The organism is Prauserella sp. PE36, from assembly GCF_003311655.1.
Classification (GTDB): domain Bacteria; phylum Actinomycetota; class Actinomycetes; order Mycobacteriales; family Pseudonocardiaceae; genus Prauserella_A; species Prauserella_A endophytica.
On sequence record NZ_QEQT01000092.1, the window covers coordinates 97,485 to 118,084 of the forward strand.

Annotated in this window: 17 protein-coding genes; 9 read left to right on the plus strand and 8 right to left on the minus strand. The window is 71.4% G+C overall.

All coding sequences use genetic code 11. The features are described from left to right. The first annotated feature begins 78 nt into the window (after positions 1-78). The 5 genes from DI005_RS29120 to DI005_RS29140 all read left to right on the plus strand — a co-directional run bounded on the left by DI005_RS29120 (position 79) and on the right by DI005_RS29140 (position 6,061). Positions 79-600, plus strand: coding sequence for a 2Fe-2S iron-sulfur cluster-binding protein (locus tag DI005_RS29120; RefSeq protein WP_113644270.1), 522 nt, complete (start codon positions 79-81; stop codon positions 598-600). Next, the gene (locus tag DI005_RS29125; RefSeq protein WP_113644271.1) at positions 597-1,580 is read left to right on the plus strand and encodes a xanthine dehydrogenase family protein subunit M; all 984 of its coding nucleotides are present in this window, start codon (positions 597-599) and stop codon (positions 1,578-1,580) included. The genes DI005_RS29120 and DI005_RS29125 overlap by 4 nt, the downstream gene beginning before the upstream one ends. Beyond that, on the plus strand, positions 1,577-3,874 hold the full coding sequence (locus tag DI005_RS29130) for a xanthine dehydrogenase family protein molybdopterin-binding subunit (protein ID WP_113644272.1): 2,298 nt from the start codon (positions 1,577-1,579) through the stop codon (positions 3,872-3,874). Before DI005_RS29125 ends, DI005_RS29130 begins: the two co-directional genes overlap by 4 nt. A gap of 77 nt (positions 3,875-3,951) precedes the next feature. Further along, on the plus strand, positions 3,952-5,517 hold the full coding sequence (locus DI005_RS29135) for an MFS transporter (RefSeq protein ID WP_113644273.1): 1,566 nt from the start codon (positions 3,952-3,954) through the stop codon (positions 5,515-5,517). Further along, entirely contained in the window at positions 5,492-6,061 is a 570-nt protein-coding gene (locus DI005_RS29140) for a TetR/AcrR family transcriptional regulator (protein WP_112269919.1), read from the plus strand. Before DI005_RS29135 ends, DI005_RS29140 begins: the two co-directional genes overlap by 26 nt. 56 nt (positions 6,062-6,117) lie before the next feature. Here DI005_RS29140 and DI005_RS29145 read toward each other — a convergent pair whose 3' ends face one another. The 5 genes from DI005_RS29145 to DI005_RS29165 form a co-directional block, all read right to left on the minus strand. Continuing rightward, positions 6,118-8,436, minus strand: coding sequence for an FtsX-like permease family protein (locus tag DI005_RS29145; RefSeq protein WP_113644274.1), 2,319 nt, complete (start codon positions 8,434-8,436; stop codon positions 6,118-6,120). Continuing rightward, positions 8,433-9,113: an ABC transporter ATP-binding protein gene (locus tag DI005_RS29150; RefSeq protein WP_113644275.1), complete on the minus strand. Its 681-nt coding sequence runs from the start codon at positions 9,111-9,113 to the stop codon at positions 8,433-8,435. The genes DI005_RS29145 and DI005_RS29150 overlap by 4 nt, the downstream gene beginning before the upstream one ends. Continuing rightward, the gene (locus tag DI005_RS29155) at positions 9,110-9,634 is read right to left on the minus strand and encodes a PadR family transcriptional regulator (RefSeq protein WP_112269915.1); all 525 of its coding nucleotides are present in this window, start codon (positions 9,632-9,634) and stop codon (positions 9,110-9,112) included. The genes DI005_RS29150 and DI005_RS29155 overlap by 4 nt, the downstream gene beginning before the upstream one ends. Before the next feature lie 250 nt (positions 9,635-9,884). Beyond that, on the minus strand, positions 9,885-10,913 hold the full coding sequence (locus tag DI005_RS29160) for a sodium:calcium antiporter (protein ID WP_113644276.1): 1,029 nt from the start codon (positions 10,911-10,913) through the stop codon (positions 9,885-9,887). Between the two features lie 112 nt (positions 10,914-11,025). After that, on the minus strand, positions 11,026-12,399 hold the full coding sequence (locus DI005_RS29165; RefSeq protein WP_233520359.1) for an MFS transporter: 1,374 nt from the start codon (positions 12,397-12,399) through the stop codon (positions 11,026-11,028). Positions 12,400-12,745: 346 nt separating this feature from the next. Here DI005_RS29165 and DI005_RS29170 point away from each other — a divergent pair, with 346 nt between their 5' ends. Beyond that, positions 12,746-13,345: a hypothetical protein gene (locus tag DI005_RS29170; RefSeq protein WP_113644277.1), complete on the plus strand. Its 600-nt coding sequence runs from the start codon at positions 12,746-12,748 to the stop codon at positions 13,343-13,345. A 363-nt stretch (positions 13,346-13,708) separates the two neighbouring features. On the opposite strand, the gene DI005_RS29175 is transcribed toward DI005_RS29170, so the two are convergent. Continuing rightward, the gene (locus DI005_RS29175; protein WP_113644278.1) at positions 13,709-14,635 is read right to left on the minus strand and encodes a TauD/TfdA family dioxygenase; all 927 of its coding nucleotides are present in this window, start codon (positions 14,633-14,635) and stop codon (positions 13,709-13,711) included. A 246-nt stretch (positions 14,636-14,881) separates the two neighbouring features. Between DI005_RS29175 and DI005_RS29180 the strand changes: the two genes are divergently transcribed. Genes DI005_RS29180 through DI005_RS29190 form a run of 3 tightly spaced genes read left to right on the plus strand, consistent with a single transcriptional unit; the run spans position 14,882 to position 17,534 of the window. After that, positions 14,882-15,904 carry an ABC transporter substrate-binding protein gene (locus DI005_RS29180; RefSeq protein WP_113644279.1) on the plus strand — a complete coding sequence of 341 codons (1,023 nt, stop codon included), beginning with the start codon at positions 14,882-14,884 and terminating at the stop codon, positions 15,902-15,904. After that, positions 15,901-16,707 carry an ABC transporter ATP-binding protein gene (locus DI005_RS29185; protein WP_113644280.1) on the plus strand — a complete coding sequence of 269 codons (807 nt, stop codon included), beginning with the start codon at positions 15,901-15,903 and terminating at the stop codon, positions 16,705-16,707. Before DI005_RS29180 ends, DI005_RS29185 begins: the two co-directional genes overlap by 4 nt. Then, a complete protein-coding gene (locus DI005_RS29190; protein WP_113644281.1) occupies positions 16,704-17,534 on the plus strand; it encodes an ABC transporter permease in 831 nt (276 codons plus the stop codon). Before DI005_RS29185 ends, DI005_RS29190 begins: the two co-directional genes overlap by 4 nt. Positions 17,535-17,628: 94 nt before the next feature. Here the strand turns inward: DI005_RS29190 and DI005_RS29195 are convergent, their stop codons facing one another. After that, complete coding sequence (locus DI005_RS29195; protein ID WP_112269901.1) at positions 17,629-19,068, minus strand: NAD-dependent succinate-semialdehyde dehydrogenase; 1,440 nt, start codon at positions 19,066-19,068, stop codon at positions 17,629-17,631. Between the two features lie 105 nt (positions 19,069-19,173). Next, positions 19,174-20,592 carry an Nramp family divalent metal transporter gene (locus DI005_RS29200; RefSeq protein ID WP_113644282.1) on the minus strand — a complete coding sequence of 473 codons (1,419 nt, stop codon included), beginning with the start codon at positions 20,590-20,592 and terminating at the stop codon, positions 19,174-19,176. Between the last annotated feature and the right edge of the window lie 8 nt (positions 20,593-20,600).

The following is a 20,600-nucleotide window of genomic DNA, read 5'->3' on the forward strand; positions in this document are numbered from 1 at the left end:
CCATATAATCGGATCAGCGTTCCAGTTATCCCGTGAACGCGTCATCGTTCCCACCACCACATCGTTGAAGGAGTCTCCGTGGCCGACAGTGCCGACGCGATACGGATCAACGGAACCGCGGTCGAGCCACCCGGCGATCCGCGGGTGTCCCTGCTCGACCTGCTGCGGGAGCGACTGGAGCTCCACGGCACGAAGAAGGGGTGCGACCAGGGCGCGTGCGGCGCCTGCACCGTGCTGGCCGACGGCGAGCGCATCGTGTCGTGCCTCGCGCTCGCCGTGCAGTACACCGGGCGCGAGGTCGTGACCATCGAGGGGCTCACCGGCGAGGACGGGCCGCATCCGCTGCAACGGGCGTTCGTCGAGCACGACGGCTTCCAATGCGGCTACTGCACGCCCGGCCAGATCTGCTCGGCCGTCGGCATGGCCGCGGAGCTGGAGCGCGGGGTGCCGAGCTACGTCACGGACGACCTCGCCGCCGCGCGGATCGCACCCGGCCGCGACGAGGTGCGCGAGCGGATGAGCGGCAACCTGTGCCGCTGCGGCGCGCACAACGGCATCGTCGCGGCCATCACCGAGACCTACGGAACGGAGGCCCGATGATCCCGTTCACCTACGCCAGGGCCGAGAACGCGGCCGACGCCGTCCGGCTCGGCGCCGCGGACGGCGTGAAGTACCTCGGCGGTGGCACCAACCTGGTCGACCTGCTGCGCGAGAGCATCGAGCGGCCGACCACGCTGGTCGACGTGACGGGCCTGTCCTCGGCCATCGAGGAGCGCGACGGCGGCCTGCTGATCGGCGCGGCGGCCCGCAACACCGCGGTCGCCGAGCACCGTCTCGTGCGCACCCGGTACCCGGTGCTCTCCCGTGCGATCTCCTCCGGCGCGTCCGCGCAGATCCGCAACATGGCGACCGTCGGCGGCAACCTCCTCCAGCGGACGCGCTGCCCCTACTTCTACGACGCCGACGGCTTCCGTTGCAACAAGCGCAATCCCGGCGAGGGCTGCGACGCCGTCGACGGCTCCAATCGCACGCACGCGATCCTCGGCGCATCGTCGGCGTGCGTCGCCGTCCATCCTTCGGACCTGGGCGTGGCGCTCGCCGCTCTCGACGCCGACGTGCACCTGCACGGCACAACGGGCACCCGGACCGTACCGCTGACCGAGCTGCACCGGCTGCCGGGAGACCGTCCGGACGTCGAGACCGTGCTCGAACCGGGTGAGCTGATCACCGCGATCGAGCTGCCCGCACCGCCACCGGCGACGCGGTCGGCGTACCGCAAGGTCCGCGACCGGGCGAGCTACGCGTTCGCGCTGGTGTCGGTGGCCGCCGTGCTCGGCGTCGAGGACGGCCGCGTCACCGCCGCGCGGATCGCGCTCGGCGGGGTCGCGCCCAAACCCTGGCGGGCTCGCACGGCGGAGGCCGCGCTCCTCGGCGGCCCCGCCACGGAACAGGCGTTCCGCGCCGCCGCCGAGGCCGAGCTGGCCGACGCGAAACCGCTGCGCGACAACGGGTTCAAGGTGGAGCTCGCCGCCCGCACCATCACCGCCGTGCTCGGCCGACTGGCAAGGGAGCAAGCATGAGCAAGCCGGACAACACCGTGAAGGACGCACTCGCGCTGGGCCCGGAGAACTGGGCGGACGGTGAGGACCCGCTGGCCCGTCGCCGTGGCGGGCGGATCGGCGCGCCGGTGTCGCGGCTCGACGGTCCGCTCAAGGTACGGGGCAAGGCGCCGTTCGCCGCCGAGTTCCCGGCGGAGGGGATGGCCTACGCCGCGCTCGTCTTCAGCACGATCGCGAAGGGCCGCATCGCCACGCTCGACACCGCCGCCGCCGAGGCGGCGCCAGGCGTGGTCCTCGTGATGACCTACCGCAACGCTCCCCGCATGCGGCCGATGCAGCAGTTCGACTCAAGCGAGAAGGCGGGCGGCGCCGACACGCTGCCGATCATGCAGGACGAGCGCGTGTACTGGAACGGGCAGCCGATCGCACTCGTGCTGGCCGAGACGCAGGAGCAGGCGGACCACGCCGCGTCGCTGGTGCGCGTGACGTACGAGCCCGGGCACGCCGTCACCTCCTTCGCCGAGGCGAAGGCGAACGGTACCGACACCGGCGACTTCCACGGTCCACTCCACCTGGAGATCGGCGACGCGGAGGAGGCGCTGCGGGCGGCGGCCGTCTCGGTCGACGTCACGTACCGCACCCCGCCGCACAACCACAACGCCATCGAGCCGCACGCGACGACGCTGGCCTGGCACGGCGACGAGCTGGTGGTTCACGACGCGACCCAGCTCGTGACCCACACCGCGTGGACCCTCGCCCACATTTTCGGTGTCGACGAGTCACAGGTCCACGTCACCTCGCCCTTCGTGGGCGGTGGTTTCGGCGGGAAGCTCGTCGCCCAGCACCAGGTGCTGGGCGCGGCCGCCGCGCGGCTGGCCGGCCGCCCGGTGCGCATCGCGCTCCCTCGCGAGGGTGTGTACCGGCTGATCGGCGGCCGTGCGCGCACCGAGCAGCGGGTGGCCATCGGGGCGAGCGAGGAAGGCCGGTTCACCGCGCTCATCCACACCGGGACGAGCGCGACGACCCGGCACAGCGCGTGGCCCGAGCCGTTCATGCTGGCGGCGCACAGCCACTACGCGGCCGGGACCTTCCTGCTCGACCTGCAGACGGCGTACGTCGACATGGTCGCCAACGGGAGCATGCGCGCGCCCGGAGGAGCCGTCGGGGTCTACGCCCTCGAGTGCACTGTGGACGAGGTGGCCGCCAAGCTCGGCATGGATCCCGTCGAGCTGCGCATCCGCAACGAGCCCGCCACCGGTCCGACCGACGGCAGGCCGTTCTCCTCCCGGCACGTCGTCGAGGCGTGGCGCGCGGGGGCCGAACGATTCGGGTGGGCCGGGCGCAACCCGGTGCCCGGCGCGGTGCGTGACGGTGAATGGCTCGTGGGCATGGGCTGCGCGGCCGCGTCACATCCTTACGTCCGCATGCCCGGCGGCGCCGCGCGGATCACGCTGACCGACAAGGGCCTCGCCCGGGTGGAGGTCGCCGCGCACGACATGGGCATGGGCACCGAGACCGCGCAGACCCAGGTCGCCGCCGAGCGGCTGGGCCTGGAGCCCGGCCAGGTGTCGTTCCGCTACGGGGACTCTGCGCTGCCGGGGCTTGTGCCCGCCGCCGGGTCGCAGCAGAGCGCGTCGATCGGCGCGGCCGTGGTCGCCGCCCAGCACGCGCTGGTGGCTGAGCTGCTCAAGCTCGTCAGCGACGACTCCCCGCTCGCCGGGCTCGAGGCGGACGAGATCGGCGCCGTGAACGGGGGGCTGGCCAAACTCGACGAGCCCGAACGGTACGAGAGTTACCCCTCCATCCTCGCTGGTGCCGGACGCGAAGAGGTGTCGGTCGAGGCGAGCGGTCCGCCGCCGCTGGAGATGATGAACTGGTCGATGCACTCGTTCGGCGCGATGTTCTGCGAGGTCCGCGTCAACGCGGTCACCGGCGAGACGCGGGTCAGCCGCTTCCTCGGCTCGATCGACTGCGGGCGCGTGCTCAACCCCAAGACAGCGGGAAGCCAGCTGCGCGGCGGGATCGTCATGGGTCTCGGGCTCGGGCTCGCGCTCATGGAGGAGACCCAGTTCGACGAGCGCCGCGGCCGCATCCTGAACGCGAGCCTCGCGGAGTACCACGTGCCCGTGCACCTGGACGTCCCGGAGATCGACCTGATCTGGACCGACCTCCCGGACCCGCACGCGCCCGCGGGCGCGCGGGGCATCGGCGAGCTCGGCATCACCGGCGCGGGCGCCGCCGTGGCGAATGCGATCTTCAACGCCACCGGCAAGCGCGTCCGCGATCTCCCGCTCACACCCGACAAGCTGCTCTGACCACGGGGCCCTCTCGACGCCTAAAGTTGAACGATGGTAAAACTAGTACATCGGTTCAACTTTGTGCTGGAGGGCGGATGGGGCAGGACACCGGACGGGCCGACTGGCGGGAGTGGAGCGGCCTCGCGCTGCTGGCTCTGCCGACCGCGTTGCTGGGGCTCGACGTCACGGCGCTGTACCTCGTGCTGCCGAGCCTGGCCGGCGAGCTGGGCGCGAGCGCGGCGCAGACGTTGTGGATCATGGACGCCTACGGCTTCTTCATCGCCGGGTTCCTGATCACCATGGGCACCTTGGGCGACCGCATCGGCAGGCGGCGCCTGCTCATGGTCGGCATCGCCGCGTTCGGCGCGGTGTCGGCGTTCGCCGCGTTCGCCCCCGACGCCGCGTGGCTCATCGTGGCCAGGGCGCTGCTCGGCATCGCCGGAGCCACTCTCATGCCGTCGACCCTGTCGCTGATCAGCAACATGTTCCGCGACGCCCGCCAGCGTGCCGTGGCAATCGGGGTGTGGGCGACGATGTTCGCAATCGGCATGGCGGCGGGCCCGGTCGTGGGAGGAGCGCTGGCCGCCGGGTTGTGGTGGGGCGCGGTGTTCCTGCTCGCGGTGCCGATCGCGCTCGTGGTGCTGGCCGTCGCACCCACGCTGCTCCCGGAGTACCGGTCGGCCCGCACGGCGCGGCTCGACCCGCTCAGCGTCGGCCTGTCGCTGACGGCGATCCTGCCGGTGACCTACGCGATCAAGCAGGCCACCGAAGGGTTTGGCGCCGACGTGCTGATCGCCGCCCTGCTCGGCGTCGGCTCGGGGATCGCCTTCGCCCGGCGTCAGCTGCGCCTGCGGGAACCACTGCTGGATCTGCGGCTCTTCGCGAACCGGGCCTTCTCCGCGGCGCTGGCGGTGCTGCTGATCGGTCTCGTCGGGGTCGGCGGGGTGATGATCCTGGTTACCCAGTACCTCCAGCTCGTCGAAGGGCAGTCGCCCATGACCGCCGGGCTCTGGATGGGCCCGCCGGCGCTGGCGATGCTGGTCGCGGCCATCGGAGCCCCCCTGCTGGCCCGCCGCTTCTCCCCCGGCGCCGTCATGGCCGCGACCCTCGCGCTGTCCCTGCTCGGCTATGCGCTCCTCGCCGTCGCCGGTGCCGGCAGCGCGCCGAGCGTGATCGCCGGCTTCGCCTTCGTCTATCTCGGGCTCGGGGCCATCGCCGCACTCGGCACCGACATCGTCGTGAGCGCCGCACCGGCGGAGAGGTCCGGTTCGGCCGCGGCACTGTCGGAAACGGTGCAGGAGCTCGGCGTCGCGGCCGGGGTGGCCCTGCTCGGCAGCCTCACCACCGCCATCTACCGGGCCATGGCGGAGGCGCCGCCCGGCGTGCCGCCCGCCGCCGCCGCCACGGCGACCGACAGCCTGTCGGGAGCCCTGTCGGTCGCCCACCAGCTGCCTGCCGGAGCGGTCGAACAGGCCAAGGCCGCGTTCACCACCGGGCTCAACGTCTCCGCGCTCGCCGCCGGACTCGCGATCGCCTTGTGCGCGCTCGCGGCGTTCAGCACGCTCCGGCACCTCCACCCGATCGGCGCCGACACGGTTGAGGCAGACTCGGCACTCTCGACTCACGGGAGGGACGATGGCGGACGGGGACCACGAGGTTGACGGGCGCAAGCTCCGCGGGCAGCGCCGCCGGGCCGAGATCATCGAGGCGACGCTGACCGTGGTGCTGCGCGACGGAGCTTCGGGGGTGACCCACCGGACGGTCGCCAAGGAAGCGGGTATCCCCGCCAGCCTCACCCTCTACTACTTCGCCACCCTCGACGATCTCCTGGTCGGCGCTCTGAGCAGCATCGCGGACGCCTACACCGAACGCATCCGAGGGCTCATCGAGTCCGATGGGGACAAACTCACCGGGCTCGCCGAGTTCATCGCCGAGTCGTCCGGCCCCGGCCGCAAACGAGCGCTGGCCGAGCGGGAGCTGTCGACACTGGCCGCGCGCCGCCCCGCTCTCCGCCCGGTGGCGCGGCGCTGGCGGGAGAACGTCGCCGAGCTCGCCGGGACGCTCACCGCCGACGCCGACGCCATCGAGTCCGTGGTCGCGCTGGCCGACGGCCTGTGTGCCGCGATCCTGCTCGACGACCGCGACGCGGATCCCAGGCACATCCGCAAGCTCCTGAACGACGCGCTGACGAACCCGCACCGCTAGCGTTCACCCTGGAAAGGCGTCGCCGGGCCACCGGGAGCCCGTCGAGCGAGGCGCGACTACTCGGCCCGCAGACCGTCCAGCCTGGTCACCTGACGCAGCAACGGCAGCGTCAGTGCCGTGGCCGCGAGCACGGCGAGCACCGCCGCGCCACACACGATCCCGATGAGCCCGGCGTCCAGGCTGAGGCTCAGGCCCGCGTAGCGCAGGGTCGGCAGCGTGATCCCGATCCCCGCCACGACGGCGAGCACGACCCCGATGGCGACGGGAATGGCGTTCTGCCACAACGATCCCCTGGTCAGCACCGACAGCGGGACCCCAGCCGCCGACAGGGCCGCCAGCGGGCGGCGGCGTTCGACGATCTGCTCGATCGAGAGCATCAGCAACGACAGCGCGGCCACCGCCAGCACGAAGATCGACGCGACCAGCAACATGCCGCGCATCGTGCGCGTCGTCTCGTCGAGGCGGCTCGAGTCGGACACCGCCAGCGCGGGCCGGACGTCGACCTCCCAGCTCAGTGGACCGACCGCAAGTGAGGCGGCCTCGAACACCCTGGCCGGCGCCCCGGTGCCCGTCACGTACAGCACGCGCTCGGCGTCGGACGGGGTCACGCCACCCAGCGCGCCCGGCGTGACGAGCAGGGTGGACGAGACCTCGCGCGCAGCCTGGTCCGCGGGCACCTGCCGCACCTCCGCCGGGAGTGTCCACTGCGGACCGTCGGTCTGCTCACCGTCGCCGCCGTAGGAGTAGAACCGCACCCGCGCGCCCGGTTCGGGCATGGCGAGGCCGCTGCTCTCCCGTAGTGCGCCGACCGAGAACACGTCGCCGTCGGCACACGTGCCCAGCTCGGCACGGGAGGCCAGCGCCGCGCAGTCGCCGATCAGGACCTGCCCGTGCCAGCCCGAGCCGTCGCCTGCCGCGCGCAACGGTGCCGCGACGACCTCGTGCACCGCCGTGATCCCGTCGGTTCCGGCCAGCAGGCTCGCGGCCTCGTCGACCTGCTCGTCGTCGCCCACGACCTGCGCGGCGACCGGGGTCGCCGCCTGCCACCTGCTGCCCTCGGACTCCGTCGCGCTGACCGCGCCCACGAGCGTCTGGATCAGGATCGCGCCCGCGAGCACGATGACCAGCCCGGAGACCACGCGGCTCGCGGTGCCGCTCTCCAGTTGCAGCCTGCGCACCGCCAGCTGCCAGGCCGGCGTGCCGCCCCGCAGCCCGGCGACGAGCTTCTCCACCGCCCACGGCAGCAGCGCCGCGACACCGATCAGCAGCAGCGAGCTGCCCGCGGCCAGCGCCAGGCCGACCGGCGTGGCGTTCGAGCGTTCATCGGCGAGCAGGGTGCCCGCCATCAGCAGGCCGCCGAGTGCCGCGACCGACCAGCGCCACCACATCCGCCTGCGTGCGGGTTTGCCCTGCCGGACAACCCCGAGCGGTTCGACGATCGTGCGGCGCAGGCCGAAGATCGCCGCGCCAACGGCCAGCCCCGGCACCAGCAGCGCGATGACGACGACCAGTGGCCACGACGGGACGAAGTCCTCGGGGAAGAACCGCATCCCGAACAGGTCGAGGTGCCCGATCAGCGGGCGCAGCGCAAGGAACAGCGCGCCACCGAGCACCAGCCCCGCCACGGCGCCAACCAGCGACTCGGCCGCAGCGATGCGGCGGACCTGACGTCCGCTGACGCCCAGCAGCCGCAGTGCCGCGAGCCTGCGTTCCCGTTGCGCGGCGCCCATGCGCGAGGCAGTGGTGACGAAGATCAGCAGCGGCAGCAGGAGGACCACCGCGACCGGCGCCACGAACGCCGCCGTGGTGATGTCAAGGGCGAGGCCGTCGGGTTCCGCGCCGAACCCGTACACCGGCGTGGTGTAGTCCTCCCCCTTCAGCCGCTCCGCCGTGTCCCCGACGTACACCACCCGGTCGCTGGCCAGGCCCAGACCCGCCTTGCCGACCTCGCCGACGACGGTGCCCCCGATGCGGGCCCGCGCCGGCTCACCGGCCGGGGTGGCGAGGTAGTCGGCCGCCGCGGGCGAGACCACGACCTCCCCAGGAGCGGGGATGCGGTCCAGCCCCGGTGGCACCGGCGCGTTCGGCCCGTCCGGCGCGACGACCACGGCCTGCAGGTAGTCGTCGCCCCCGTCGATGAACCAGTCGAGCCGGTACAGCGGGTCGACACCGGGTCGCGGTTCGACCTGCGGGACCTGGGCGGCCTCTCTGGCGTCCTGCTCGCTCACCAGCGTGTTGATCGACGCCGCCGGGAGCAGGACCGCGACGACGAGCGCGACCCCGAGCGTGGTCATCGCCAGCCGCAGCAGCGCCTGCCCCGAGATCCGGCCACCCCCGACGGCCAGCCGGAGCCCCAGCAGGAGATCGCGGATCATGCCGCCAGCTCCAGGTCTTTCACGCGGCCGTCGCGGACCACGATCTCCCGGTCGGAGTGAGCGGCCACGCGCGGTTCGTGGGTCACCAGGACGACCGCGGCGCCCGCGCCGCGCGCGGCGTCGGTGAGCAGGCGCATCACCTTCTCGCCGTTGAGCGAGTCCAGCGCGCCGGTGGGCTCGTCCGCGAACACCACCTTGGGATCGCTGACCAGCGCCCTGGCCACCGCCACGCGCTGACCCTGGCCGCCGGAGACGTCGCCGGGCCTGCGGTCGCCGAGGTCGCCGACCTCGAGCCGCTCCAGCCACTGCCGCGCCCTGGCCTCCGCTGGCTTGCGCTTGGCCCCGCCGAGCCGCAGCGGCAGCGCCACGTTCTCCAGGCAGGTCAGCTCCGGGACCAGCTGACCGAACTGGAAGACGAACCCGAAGTCCGTGCGCCGCAGCGCGCTGCGCTCGCCGTCGGACATTTCGACCAGATCCCGGCCCTGGTATCGGATCGAGCCCGAGCCGGGTCGGACGATGCCCGCGAGGCAGTGCAGCAGCGTGGACTTGCCGGAGCCCGAGGGGCCCATGACGGCCAGCACCTCGCCCGCGCGCACGGCGACGTCCGCGCCACGCAGCGCCTCGGTCGGGCCGAACGACTTGTGCAGGTCTCGTCCGGCGAGCAATGGTTCGGTCATGAGCGCACCACCTCCGCGAGTGCGTCGAGCCGCGCCGCGGTGAGTTCCAGCCACCGCAGGTCGGCCTCCAGATGGAACAGGGCGTGATCGCAGATCAGCTGGTCGGCCAGGTCGCCGTCCGCCTTGCGCCTGGTGAGGTCGCGCATGACGGCGAGGTGGGCCGAGCGCTGGGTGTCCAGCACGTCGTGGGCGCTGCGCCCGGACAGCAGCGCCAGCACCACCTTGGTGTAGAGCGTGTTCTGCAGGTACGGCTCCGGGTTCTCCGCCGTGCGCAGCCACGTCTCGACGTCGGTCACCCCGGCGTCGGTGATCGTGTAGCGCTTGCGGTCCGGACCGGCCCCGTGTTCGACCCCTGCCTCCTCGACGAGCCCGTTGCGCAGCAGCCGCGACAACGTCGAGTACACCTGGCCGTACGCGAGCTGCTTGCCATGGGCGAACTGCTCGTCGTAGGCGCGCTTGAGGTCGTAGCCGTGTCGCGGCCCCGGTTCGAGCAGCGCCAGCAGCGTGCGCGAGACCGACATCGGCCCCTCCTTTCCCTGTGGTCGAGCGTCTGTGCCGTGCACTATACACACGGTGTATTCACTGCGTGTATACCCGGGACCTGGCCCGCGAGCCCCCGCGGTGCTCGCGCGATCCGAGGAGGAAGGCAGGCAAGCCCTGGACCGGCGAGCCGACCCCGGCGCCATGACCGACCACTTCGGACTGTGGGGCCTCGAGATCGCCGAACGGCTCCCCGCGGCGTTGCGGCGGCGACGACGGCCGCGGGCCGTTTCACATCGCGAGGGTCAGCACCGTCACCGCGTAGATGACGACGAGCACCACGCCGTCGAACCCGAGCCGCCACCAGCCCCTGCGCTGGCGCACGAGAAGCCCGCCCAGCAGCACCGCCGTCATGAGCAGGGCCGAGGTGGTGAGGAACAGCTGGTCCTGGCTGGCGGCGTGGTAGAGCGAGCCGCCTCCGTAGAGAACGTCGCCGACGACCAGGTTCAGCGCGTCGAGACTGTTGCCCCCGACCACGGCCGCGATGGCCAGCGTCACCGCGCCCCGGCGCACCGCGGCGAGAGCCGTGACCGTCTCCGGCAGAGCGTTGACGAGGCCCATGAACACGGCACCGACCACGCCCGCGTTCAGACCCGTTGCCGTGACCAGGCTGTCGGCGGCACGTGCGACCGCCCAGCCGCCGACCACCACCACGGCGGCGATCAGCACGAACTCCGTCCACAGTGCACCGAGACCGCGGCTGCTCAATCGCCCGTGGTCGTCCGGCTCGTCCGGCTGCGTCTCGCTGGTGGCGATCGCACGCCACATCGGGTGCGGCTGCCCCCGGATCAGCGCCAGCCCGCCGACGTAGAAGGCAACGAGGATCGCCGAGGCCGGATGCACACCGGCCACGGTGACGTCCGGGCTGAACGACGCGAGCAGGGCCGTGCTCAGCAGCACGATCAGCAGGCAGCCGAACAGGAGGTTTCCGGGCGAGGCCGCCGCGTGCTCGAGGTTCACCCGCCGGTGCGCGGCGTCGGCCACCACGATCGCGAGAGTCTGGGCGGCGATCCCGCCGACGGCGTTGCCGTAGGCCAGTTCGGGCTGGTCGGCGGCCGCGCTCACGCCTGTCATGACGATCCCGGACAGCGACGTCGCGAGTCCGAAGAAGACCGCGCCGAACAGCGCCTCGCCCCAGCCGGTCCGGTCCGCCAGCGTGTCGCCGAGCGCGGCCAGCCGGATGCTGCACAACACCGTCAGCACCGCGGCGGCCACGAACACCGCGACGGACAACCCGACCGGCCATTGCTGGGTCAGCACCGCGGGCTCCCCGCCCCCTTCGGTCCCGCCTCCGTGATCACGTGGCCACTGGCTACCCGCGTGCCCCCCGTCTCATGCATCGCCGAGGACGACACGGCGGACAGACCGCTGGTCAGGTCACTCTGATGCGCCACGCGAGCAGGCCCGCCGCGACGAGTCCCGCCGTCGCCAGCGCACAGCTGACGACGAACGGATCGAAACCGGAGAGCGCGGGAGCGAAACCGATGCCGACGTAGAGCGTGACCCCCGACGAGCCGCCGAGCTGGTCGGCGGCACGCTGGACACCGGACGCGACACCCGCGTCGTCGCCGGTCACGCCGCTCACCGCCGCGTACTGCAGGCCGACGAGGCCGAAGCCCATGCCTGCGGCGATCAGCACCATCGCCGGGAGCGACTCCAGCGCACCCGCCGCGACACCGGAGCCGAGTGCGATCGACACCATCCCGGCCGCGGTCAGCACGATGCCGACGAGCGCGCAGGCCCGCGCTCCCCACCTGCCGACGACGCGGGGCACGAGGGTCGCCGCCGCCACGAGCGTCACCGCGAGCGGCAGCAGCGCCACGCCCGCCGCCAGCGGGCCGAGGGCCGCCCGTTGCTGGAGCTGGAACGTCAGCAGCAGGAACGACGTGGACAGGGCGCCGCTGAGCAACGCGGTCGCGACGTTGGCGAGCACCCGGGCCCGATTGCGGAAGAACGCGGGCGGGAGCAGCGGGCGAGCCGCCCGCCGCTCCACGACGACGAGCAGGCCGCCCGCCACCGCCGCGCCTGCCAGCGCGACAGCCGCCACCCACGGGTGCCCGCCGCCCTCCCCCGCCTCGACGATCCCGAACACCAGCAGCAGCGGCGCGAGCGTCAGCAGCACCGAGCCGGGCAGGTCGAGCGGTGTCCGTTCGCCCGGTGGATCAGTGGGAACGAGGACCGCGCCGGCGGCGAGCACGAACACGACGAACGGCACGCAGACAAGGAAGATCCACCGCCAGCCGAGCAGTTCCGTGATGACGCCCGAGAGCACGAAACCCAGTACCAGGCCGGTGCTGGCGACGGCGGCCCACACGCTCAGTGCGCGAGTCCGGCGCGGCCCTTCGGGAAACGTCAGCACGATCACCGCCATCGCCGAGGGAAGGGCGAGCGCCTCGCCTACCCCCTGCAGCATTCGCGCGGCCACCAGCAGGGGATACGACGGCGCCACGCCCGCCAGCAGCGAGGCGGCGCCGAACACCGTCGCGCCGGTGAGCAGGACCCGCCGTCTGCCGAGCACGTCACCGAGACGGCCGCCGAACATCAGCAGGCCACCGCCCGCGACGGTGTAGCCGACGACGACCCACGTCAGCTCGCGGGCGCCGACGCCGAAGTCGGCGCCGATCGAGGGCAGCGCGATGTTGACCACGGTGACGTCGACCGCGATCAGGAACTGCAGCATGGAAAGGGAACCGAGGACGAGCCAGGGCCGCAGCCCGGACGTCGCCCGGTGAATGTCCGTACGCACGAAAGATGCTCCGTTGCTCGAGAGAAATCCGAGCAGCACAAATAAGGCCGCTCCGGTCCAGAACGAAGCGACGGAGAATGTTGCGGGAGAACCGCTCCGCCGCTAGTGGCGGAGCGTCCTCGTCACGGCCGCGGCCGCGGCGGAAGCGCCAGACATGTCGCGCAGACTAGCAGGACACCACGGTCCGGACCGGCGCCCTCCCCGCGAGAACACGGGCACGCGCGGCCTGACCTGCGCCGAGAGATTCATCATCACCGGCCTCAATGGCCGTCCGACCGCGGCTGGTGGAAACGATCAGCGCCGAGGTACCGTCGACCGCTCGTAGCCGAGTGACAACGGGGGTGTCGTGAGCCGACGCAAGATCTGGGTCAACCTGGGTGCTCTCGCCGTCGTGGGAGTGCTGGCCGGCGGGTTCTGGGCGGGTTACCAGCAGGCCCCCGACGACGACCGCGCGAACCTGGTCACCGAAGCGGGCGGGGAGCCCATCGACGACCAGGCCAAGGGTGGCCCGACCCCGCCGAGCCTGAGCGCTCCCGGGGCTCCGCGGCCCGAGGCCGTGGCCGGGCAGTGGCTGACCGGCCAGCACACGTTGCACGCGAACGACGCGCGGCCGGACGCCTGGATCAGCCGCGTGGAACAGCTCTCCACCGAGCGGATGCGGGCCGGGCTGGCACAGTTCCGGGACGGCAACGGCGGCATCGTGTGGGAGGACTTCCAGCGCAAGCAGTGCTCCCGTACCGTGCGCGACGTGCGTACCCAGCCCTCACCCTCCTCACCCGGCGCACAGGAGAGCCAGTGGGTGCTCGTGCAGGCGGTGGCCGTCACCAGCTGCCGTCGGGACTCGGCCAACCCGCCGTTCCCGCCCCAGGTTCCCGTGACGGCGACGTTCGAGCTGACCAGATCCTCCGGCAAGTGGCTGGTGAACTCCCGCACCGAGCCTGCCTGACGACGGCCGGTGCCGGGCGCCGCGGTCGCCGGCGCTCCCGGACCCGGCCGATGCCATCGGCCGGCACGCATCGCACACCGGGGATGATCCACCTGCGGACTCGCTCGCGCGGGGCCGCACCGGTCATGGTCACCTGGTGCGGCGCGGCGAAAGCTCCGGCCTGCCGGACGCGGCGGCCGAGCGCCGCGGCTGGAGCAGCCAGCGATCGCGGCGGGCTCCGACGAGTTCGACCACGGCTCCCCCGCGTCGCCCGCCGTCCCCGACCAGGCCAGTGGCACCTCGGCTCACCTGGTGCGGCATGGACGCGTGCGACAGCCGCGTCAAGGCCGCGGCGTACCGGGCACGCAGGCGAGCCCCGGCCCGTCAGTCCACTGTGGAGTAGTGCGACGCGTCGCCAACCCGTGCGGTGCTGCGAACACCGTCGACGCTCTCGGGGATCGTTCCCGCCACCGTGATCCGGTGTAGCCGGCGCGCCTGGTCGTCGTAGTCGGCGACGCCGTAGTGCTGGGTGGCGCGGTTGTCCCAGATCGCCAGGTCACCGGGCTGCCACTGCCAGCGCACGGTGTTCTCCAGCCTGGTGACGCGGGCCTGCAGCAGCCCGAAGATCGCGCTCGACTCCGCCGAGGAGAGCCCGACGAGCTGCTTGACGAAGTGGCCGAGCAGCAGCACCCGCTCCCCGGTCTCGGGATGGACCCGCACGACGGGGTGCTCGGTCTCGTACACGTCGGAGCGGAACTCGTCGCGGTAGGCCTGCTCCTTCACATCCACCCCGCCGATCCGGCGCTCGTCGACGTGACGGGAGTAGTCGTAGAGGTTCGTGTGCACGGCCCACAGCTTCTCGGCCAATGCCTTGAGCGACTCCGGCAGGCCGGCGTACGCCGCGGCCGTGTTGGCCCACACCGTGGTGCCGCCGTAGGCGGGAATCGTGATGGCCCGCAACAGGCTGAACGCCGGGATGCGGTCGACGAACGTGACGTCGGAGTGCCAGCTGTTGGCCCGGCCGTACTCGGCGTCGATGGGCAGGATGTTCTCCAGTCCCACGCTGCGCACCGTGGGGTGCGGCCGGGTCAGCTCACCGAGGAGCCGCCCGAACGCCTGCTGCCCCGCGTCGTCGAGATGGTGCTGGCCGCGGAAGAACACCACCTTGTTCTCCAGCAGTGCCGCCCGGATCCGCGCGACGGTGTCCGCGTCGAGCTCGCCGCCGAGCCGAACCCCGTCGATGCGCGCGCCGATGCGCCCGCCGATCCTGGTCACCGAAACTTCGGTGCTTCGTGCCACATCCACGCTCATTGCTCACTCCTTGGTTCCGTACCGGTCCGCATCAGACTGCGGCTTTCCCCGAGAATCGGGCAATATTTCTGCGGCGTGAAAACAATGCTTCTCAGGACGTGAGAACGTGACACGGAAACCATTGCCGTATCGACGATTTCCGTGCCAGCCTGACGAAACGGGGCCGACTTCCCCGACCGGGAAGTTAATTTCCCCGGTTCTCCAAATCTCAGTTTCCATTATTCCCCGCCGTAAAGGACAACCGCTGTGACGACCACCAATCGACGACAATTCCTCGGGCTGACCGCGCTCGGGCTCACTGCCGCCGCGGGTGCGCTCACCGGCTGCGGCGCGGCGAGCGGGGTGAACACCAGGACGATCCGCTACCAGGGCTGGGCAGGCCAGGTCATCCCGTCGGAGCTGGCCGCCGACCTCGGCTACCTAGGAGACGTGAAGCTGGAATGGGTCGGCAACACCATCAGCGGCCCACAGGACATCCAGTCCGCCGCGACCGGCCAGGTCGACTACGGAGGCGCGTTCAACGGGGCGGTGATCAAGCTGGCCGCGCGGAACGCGCCGATCACCTCCGTCGTCGGCTACTACGGAGTCGACAGGGACGAGGCCAGCGGCTACTACGTGCTGGAGGACAGCCCCCTGCGTGGCCCGAGGGACCTGCTGGGCGCCAAGGTCGGCATGAACACGCTCGGCGCGCACAGCGAGGCCATGCTGGACATCTACCTGGAACGCAACGGGCTGTCGGCGGCAGAGCGCGAGCAGGTGGAGCCGACCGTGGTCCCGCCGGTCAACACCGAGCAGGCGCTGCGGCAGGGCCAGATCGAGGTGGCCGTGCTCGGCGGGATCCTGCGGGAGAAGGCGCTGGAACGCGGCGGGATCCGCAAGCTGTTCAGCGACCACGAGCTGCTCGGCGACTTCACGGCCGGCACCTACGTGTTCCGCAGGGACTTCCTCGAGGACAACGCCGACACCGTGCGCACCTTCGTCTCCGGCGTAGCCAAGGCCATCGAGTGGAGCAAGAGCACACCGCACGAGGAGGTCGTCGACCGCTTCACCCGGATCCTCACCGACCGCAGGCGCAACGAGGACACCGACCCGCTGAGGTACTGGCGCTCCTACGGCGTCGCGGGCACGGGCGGCGTGATCAAGGACCAGGAGCTCCAGCTGTGGGTCGACTGGCTGGGCAAGCGCGGGGACATCGAACAAGACGCGGTCACCGTGCGGGACATCTACACCAACGAGTTCAACTCCTACGCGAAGGGCGCCGGGGCATGACGACGAAGATCCGTTTCGAAGGCGTCGGGCGCACGTTCCCGATCCGCGGCGGCCGGGAGCGCCTGACGGCGCTGGAAGACATCGACCTGCACATCGCCCAGGGCGAGTTCACGGTCATCGTCGGACCGAGTGGCTGCGGCAAGTCCACGCTGCTGGACCTGCTGGCGGGGCTCGGAACCCCGACCTCGGGACAGGTCCTGCTCGACGGCGAGCCGGTGACCGGGCCCGGAGTGGACCGCGGCATCGTCTTCCAGCAGTACGCGCTGCTGCCATGGCGCACCGCGCAGGGCAACGTCGAGTTCGGGCTGGAGGCGATCGGCGTGCCCAAGAGGGACCGCGCCGAGCTTGCGCGGGAGTACCTCGAGCTGGTGGACCTCGCGTCGTTCGCCGACCGGCACCCGCACGAGCTCTCCGGCGGGATGAAACAGCGCGTGGCGATCGCGCGCAGTCTCGCCTACGACCCGGGCGTGCTGCTGATGGACGAGCCGTTCGCCGCGCTCGACGCACAGACCCGCGAGTCGCTGCAGGACGAGCTCCGCCGCATCTGGCAGCGCACCGGCAAGACGATCGTGTTCATCACCCACGGCATCGACGAGGCCGTGTACCTCGGGCAGCGGGTGGCCGTGCTGACGTCTCGCCCCGGCCGGATCAAGTCCGTTGTGGACATCGTCCTCGACCGCAGCGCGGCCGAGGACATCCGCTCGACGCCGGAGTTCGCCCGCTACCGGCACGAGATCTGGACACTGCTGCACGACGAGGTCGTGCGCGCACAGGAGCTCGAGAAGGAAGCGGTGTCGGCATGAGCGCGCCCACGATCACCGAGCGGGCCGTGGAGCGGAAAACCGAGGCCCAGCCTCGCCGGGGCGCCGGCCGGCGGGCCGGATCGGCGCTGTCGGGCGTCGCCACCAGGTCGGTCGCGGTCCTCCTGCTGCTCGCGGTGTGGGAGTTCGCGCCGAGGGCTGGATTGATCGACTCCACGTTCCTCACGCCGTTCTCCGGGGTCGTGCGTGCCCTCGGCGAGCTGGCCGCCAGCGGGCAGCTCGCCGAGCACATCCAGGCCAGCCTGACGCGCTCGCTGTCCGGGTTCGGCATCGCGGTGCTGATCGCCGTGCCCCTCGGGATCCTGATCGGCTGGTACAAGACCGTCTCCGACGTCCTCACGCCCCTGGTGCAGCTGTTCCTCAACACCGCGGCGCTGGCCCTGCTCCCCGTGTTCGTGCTGGTGCTCGGCATCGGGGAGACGTCGAAGATCGCGATCGTGGTCTACGCGTGCACGTGGCCGATCCTGCTGAACACGATCACCGCGGTGCGCAACGTGGACCCCACGTTGCTGAAGCTGGCCAGGTCGCTGAACCTGCCGCCGCCGGCCCTGTTCCGCAAGGTGATCCTCCCCGCGTCGATCCCGACGGTGTTCACGGGCCTGCGGCTGGCCGGCGCGGCCGCGATCGTCGTGGTGATCGCCGCGGAGATGGTGGGGGCGAAGGCGGGGCTCGGCTTCCTCATCAACGACTCCCAGTACAACTTCGCCATCCCGTCCATGTACGCGGGCATCGTGGCCATCTCGGTGCTCGGCGTGGGCTTCAACCAGCTGCTCGTGGTGGTCGAGCGGCGGTTGACGAGCTGGAAGTGACCCGACGGGCACCTCTGAGCCACCGCAGTGAAGGCCACCTTCCCTGCGTTGAACGCAGGGGAGGTGGCCTTCACTGCGGTTCGGGCCTACCAGGTCACTGGTGTGCGATGCTGACCGCGCGGGTGTTGAGGTAGGCCTCCATCGCCTCGGGGCCGCCCTCGGAGCCGTAGCCCGAATCCTTGACGCCGCCGAAGGGCAGCTCGGCCGAGGGCATGGCGGGCATGTTGACCCAGAGCATGCCCACCTCGACCTTGCGGGTGAGCTGGTCGGCCGTGGCCAGCGAGCGGGTGAAGGCGTACCCGGCGAGGCCGTAGGACAGGCGGTTCGCCTCGGTGACCGCCTCGTCCAGGTCCTGGAAGCCGCGGATCGCCGCCACGGGGCCGAAGGGCTCCTCGTTGAACAGCTTGGCCTCGGCCGGGACGTCGTCGAGCACGGTGGGCGCCCAGAAGTTGCCCTCGTCGCCGATGCGCTTGCCGCCCGAGAGGACCGTGGCGCCCCGCTCGACGGCGTCGGCGTACAGCGCCGACATCGCGTCGACGCGCCGCGTGTTGGCGAGCGGTCCCATCTCGGTGCCCTCGGCGAGCCCGTCGCCGACGTTGAGGCCGGTGGCGACCTCGGCGAACGCCTTGGCGAAGTCCTGCCGCACCGACTCGTGCACGAGGAACCGCGTCGGGGAGATGCAGACCTGACCCGCGTTGCGGAACTTCGCCCTGCTCATGGTCTTGACGGCCAGCTCGATGTCGGCGTCCTCGCAGACGATCACCGGCGCGTGCCCGCCCAGCTCCATAGAGACGCGCTTCATGTGCCTGCCCGCCAGCGCGGCGAGCTGCTTGCCGACGGCGGTCGACCCGGTGAAGGTGATCTTGCGGATCACCGGGTGGGCGATCAGGTGCTCCGAGATCTCGGCCGGGTTGCCGTACACCAGCGCGAGCACCCCGGCGGGCAGGCCCGCGTCCTGGAAGGCGCGCACCAGCGCCGCCGGGCTGGCCGGCGTCTCCTCGGGCGCCTTCACGATCATCGAGCAGCCCGCGGCGAGTCCGGCGCCGAGCTTGCGAACGACCTGGTTGATCGGGAAGTTCCACGGCGTGAACGCGGCCACCGGCCCCACCGGGTCCTTGATCACCAGCTGCTGGATGGCGGGGTTGGCGCGGTGCGGGACGAGCCGGCCGTAGACGCGCAGGCCCTCGTCGGCGAACCAGTCGATGATGTCCGCACCGGCCAGGATCTCGCCCTTGGCCTCCACCAGCGGCTTGCCCTGCTCCCGCGTCATCAGCGCCGCGATCTCGTCGACGCGGGCGCGCACCAGCTCGGCCGCCTTGCGCATGATCTTGCTCCGCTGCGCGGGCGTGTGGTCGCGCCACACCTCGAAGCCGCGCCGCACCGAGTCGGCGGCCCGGTCGAGGTCCTGCTTGGTCGCGTGGGCGACGCGCCCGATGACCTGGCCGGTCGCCGGGTTGTGCACGTCGATCGTGCGGCCCTCCGCAGCATCCAGCCACTGGTCGTCGATGAAGAGCTGGGTGTCCGGATAGGTCATCGAGAAGCCTCCCTCGTGGCGTGCTGTCGGCACGCGGCGTCAACGGGCGATGTGCCGCTCCCCCGACCGTATCCGGAGTCGGGCTCGCGCACGTCATGTGATCGATCACGCACCGGCGATCCCGACACCGAACACCTCCAGCACCGTGTAGACGGCGAGCAGGAAGATACCGATGCTGCTGACGACGAACGCCGCGGTGAGCCACCGGTTGCGCCGGAAGCGCGGGTCGACCTCCAGGGTGCGCAGCCGCCACACGGCGATCAGCACCGCGAGCAGGAAGATACCGGTCGCGATCGCGCCGATCTGCATCATCACCAGCGGCGACTGGACGAACAGGAACATGAGCAGCCAGAGCACGGGCAGGCAGACGGTGAGGATCCGCAGGATCCGCGCCCGGACCTTGACGTCGTGCCAGTCGATCACGCCCAGCAGGCCCAGCGTGTTGGTCCACAGCCGGGGGACCGCGGCCGCGGAGGCGATGTTGGTGGAGAACAGCACCGCGATCGCCCCGAACAGGAACAGGGTCTCCGCCCACGGGCCCAGCGTGTCGGTGTAGATCCGGGACACGGTGGTGATCACGGCATTGCCCTCGGGCACGAGGTTCTGCGGATGCAGCACGCTCGCGCCGACCACGTAGAACGAGAGCGTCGTGACCGTGCAGACGAGCCAGGACACGAACACGTCGAGCTGCATCACCTTGATCCAGCCCTCGGCCCGCCGGGCGCGTTCCTCGCTGCCGTCGTCGGGACCGGTCCAGCGCGCGTAGCCCTTCTCCAGGCACCAGTACGTGTAGTTGGTCATGTCGTCGGCGCCGACACCGGTCGAGCCGAACATGGCCACCGCGAGGCCGACGGTGCCCGCCGGGATCGCGAAGCTCAGCCCGTCGGCGAAGTCTCCGGGGCTGTAGGAGAACGGGGTGAACGGCAGCACCAGCACGATCGCCACGGTGCTCAGCGTGAAGATCGCGACCGACCACGTGGTGATCGCCTCCACGACGCTGTACCGGTTGCTGCGCAACAGCCCGATCGTCAGCGCCGTGATGATGACCGCCCACATGGCGAGCGAGCCGCTGCTCAGCGGCTCCCCCACGATGGGCCACAGAATCGAGCACGCGGCGGCCGAGCCGCCGATGACGCCACCGCGCTGGAAGTTCTTGGCGAGGTCGAGCCCGATCCACAGCCAGTTGATCCAGCCCATGCGGCCGATCCTCGGCGGCACGGTGCTGTACCCGGCGAGCGCGGTCTTGCCGTTGAGGATCGCCCAGCGGGCGAGCTCCATCTGCACCCACACCTTGACGGTGGCGCCGACGATCACCAGCCACAGCAGGACGAACCCCGCGCGGGCCCCGAGCGACGTCGTGACGATCAGCTCGCCCGAACCCACCACGGAGGCGGTGAGGATGATGCCCGGCCCCAGATAGCGCAGCCTGCCGCGCAGCGTCGTCGGCGCCTCCTTGACGTCCTCGGCACGAAGCCGGTAGGCGTCCTCGGGCTCCGCCTGCTGCGGCACCTCTTGGGTTGACATGGAAAGGC

Coding starts and splice junctions, on each gene's coding strand:
- DI005_RS29125 (WP_113644271.1), top strand. CDS start 597: ATGATCCCGTTCACCTACGCCAGGGCCGAGAACGCGGCCGACGCCGTC.
- DI005_RS29130 (WP_113644272.1), top strand. CDS start 1,577: ATGAGCAAGCCGGACAACACCGTGAAGGACGCACTCGCGCTGGGCCCG.
- DI005_RS29135 (WP_113644273.1), top strand. CDS start 3,952: ATGGGGCAGGACACCGGACGGGCCGACTGGCGGGAGTGGAGCGGCCTC.
- DI005_RS29140 (WP_112269919.1), top strand. CDS start 5,492: ATGGCGGACGGGGACCACGAGGTTGACGGGCGCAAGCTCCGCGGGCAG.
- DI005_RS29145 (WP_113644274.1), bottom strand. CDS start 8,436: ATGATCCGCGATCTCCTGCTGGGGCTCCGGCTGGCCGTCGGGGGTGGC.
- DI005_RS29150 (WP_113644275.1), bottom strand. CDS start 9,113: ATGACCGAACCATTGCTCGCCGGACGAGACCTGCACAAGTCGTTCGGC.
- DI005_RS29155 (WP_112269915.1), bottom strand. CDS start 9,634: ATGTCGGTCTCGCGCACGCTGCTGGCGCTGCTCGAACCGGGGCCGCGA.
- DI005_RS29175 (WP_113644278.1), bottom strand. CDS start 14,635: ATGAGCGTGGATGTGGCACGAAGCACCGAAGTTTCGGTGACCAGGATC.
- DI005_RS29185 (WP_113644280.1), top strand. CDS start 15,901: ATGACGACGAAGATCCGTTTCGAAGGCGTCGGGCGCACGTTCCCGATC.
- DI005_RS29190 (WP_113644281.1), top strand. CDS start 16,704: ATGAGCGCGCCCACGATCACCGAGCGGGCCGTGGAGCGGAAAACCGAG.
- DI005_RS29195 (WP_112269901.1), bottom strand. CDS start 19,068: ATGACCTATCCGGACACCCAGCTCTTCATCGACGACCAGTGGCTGGAT.
- DI005_RS29200 (WP_113644282.1), bottom strand. CDS start 20,592: ATGTCAACCCAAGAGGTGCCGCAGCAGGCGGAGCCCGAGGACGCCTAC.